Source organism: Clostridium sp. Cult2 (genome assembly GCF_021655075.1).
Lineage (GTDB): Bacteria > Bacillota > Clostridia > Tissierellales > Tepidimicrobiaceae > Schnuerera.
The window spans coordinates 1-2014 of record NZ_PPXX01000067.1; the positions used below are offsets into that span (position 1 = coordinate 1).

Genomic DNA, 2014 nt, shown 5'->3' on the forward strand with positions numbered 1-2014 from the left:
TAGTTATTTCTTTTTGAGTCATATTAAATATCTCCTCTCTCATATATGACATTTTATCAGAATGAATTTAATATGACATTATCATAGAATAATCATAAATTTTACAAAAATTCCTTGACAAACATTATAATACTTCATATAATATTAGAAATATATATTTTAGGCTGTGAAGAGGAATAGTAGATTGAAAGATTCTAAAAGGAAGGAAGATTCACCGACTGAAAGATCTTCTAAGATTATTTCATTCGAACCCACCCTCTAAGCTGCAAGCGATTAAGTTTGTCCGTTGGCCAACGTTACAGGCTTTGAGAGGATTAAGTAAATTTTCTTTGCTTAATCAACTTGGGTGGTACCGCGAATTACCTTCGTCCCAGTATGGGATGAAGGTTTTTTTATTCTCTAAATGAAAGGAGTTTTGAAAATGAAATTAAATAATATTAATATAAACAGAAATGTATTACTGAAAAAGGCAATACTAGATAAACATGTTCCAGATGATTTTTATTCAACGACAAATCATACTACTTTCATCTACCATAATAATCAGTGGATAAAAGTGAAAAATCAAAGAATGGATGCTTTAATAGTTGTAGATAATAATGGTGCTGTATGTAAGAAACTGAGGGAAATCCATCGTGGAGATATGGTAGTATGTGGTGATACTGGTGTGAAAACGATAAATGAAAATGATAAGGATAAAGAAGATGATTCATTTAATTTCATGAATAATTATGTGTCTTCAGAACGAAGAAATGATATGTTAATAAAGGATTTAGCTTATGAACTATTCTTCAATAATAAAAAATTAACTCTAGTTGCAGGACCCGTTACAGTCCACACTGGTGGTGATCATTATCTTTCAGAATTGATTAGGAAAAATTATGTATCTAGTTTATTAACAGGAAATGCTCTAGCAGTTCATGATATAGAAAAAAACCTTTATGGTACTTCCTTAGGAGTCTGTGCTAAATCAGGAAAAGTAACTCATAAGGGTTATCGAAACCATATGCGTGCTATTAATCATGTTATGAAATATGGATCCATAAAAAGAACTGTTGAGGCTAAAGCATTGCATTCTGGTATCATGTATGAATGTGTAAAAAATGATATTCCTTTTGTGCTAGCAGGAAGTTTAAGAGATGATGGTCCTCTACCAGATACAATAACCGATATTATAAAGGCACAAGATGCTTATAGTAAATATTTGCAAAAAGCTGAAATAGTACTAGTTCTCGGCACTATGCTCCATGGAATTGCCAGTGGCAATATGCTACCAGCAAAGACCAAAATGATTTGTGTAGATATTAATTCTGCTGTTGTGACAAAACTCAGCGATAGAGGAAGTAGTCAAGCTATAGGCATAGTAACAGATGTAGGACTATTTTTAAATCTATTGGTAACTGAAATTGAAAAACTAAAAAATAATATTGGGACTAGTGTAGCAAACTAGTCCCTTACTTTTTTATATATTACTTGAAAAAGCGTTACAACCAAAGTACTTAAGAAGAATATTTTTTAGGTCTTTATAAGTAGGCTAATATCGGTAGCTATAATAATTGACCATGTAGGAAATGTAGGGTTTCAATTTCTTATAGGTAGACTATAAACCGTTCGCCCCTCCTTGTAAATGTTAAAATGAAAATGGTTCTTTCCAACGTTAGTTGATTTAGGTGTTATTTTCTATCTGTAATACCCTCTTTCTTAATGTCTCAAAATTACATCTATCATACATTATTCTTTTTATTACCTTTATTTTATTTACTTTTCCCTCAGCTAAACCATTACTATATTCATAGGTAATAGCATTTTCTACTGCTTCCATATCCCTTGTAATACCAGTAATAAAGCTGTTTAATTCCCTAATACCTAGGGCATTAGATTTTGTTATCCATGTATTTAATTTTGTGCTATCTTTCCCAAATAATATTTCTTTGAATTCCTCTATTATATTAAAAATTATCTTATATTTTTCATATTTATCTAATACTACCTCAAACTCCTCGAATGTTATAGT

The 2014-nt window shown here is 30.6% G+C and carries 2 protein-coding genes and 1 other annotated feature; of the genes, one reads left to right on the plus strand and one right to left on the minus strand.

The genetic code is table 11. The features are described 5' to 3' along the window. Window positions 1-157 precede the first annotated feature (157 nt). Window positions 158-376 (plus strand) — a binding site (T-box leader). A 45-nt stretch (window positions 377-421) separates the two neighbouring features. Continuing rightward, window positions 422-1450 (plus strand): ornithine cyclodeaminase, encoded by a 1029-nt coding sequence (locus C3E90_RS07800; RefSeq protein WP_236915088.1) that lies wholly within the window; start codon window positions 422-424, stop codon window positions 1448-1450. Window positions 1451-1666: 216 nt separating this feature from the next. Here C3E90_RS07800 and C3E90_RS07805 read toward each other — a convergent pair. Beyond that, the coding region (locus C3E90_RS07805) for a transposase (RefSeq protein ID WP_236915089.1) at window positions 1667-2014 on the minus strand (348 nt) is incomplete at its 5' end.

Bases quoted from the DNA above. Each gene is read 5' to 3' on its own strand.
- C3E90_RS07800 (WP_236915088.1), top strand. From the start codon at position 422: ATGAAATTAAATAATATTAATATAAACAGAAATGTATTACTGAAAAAG.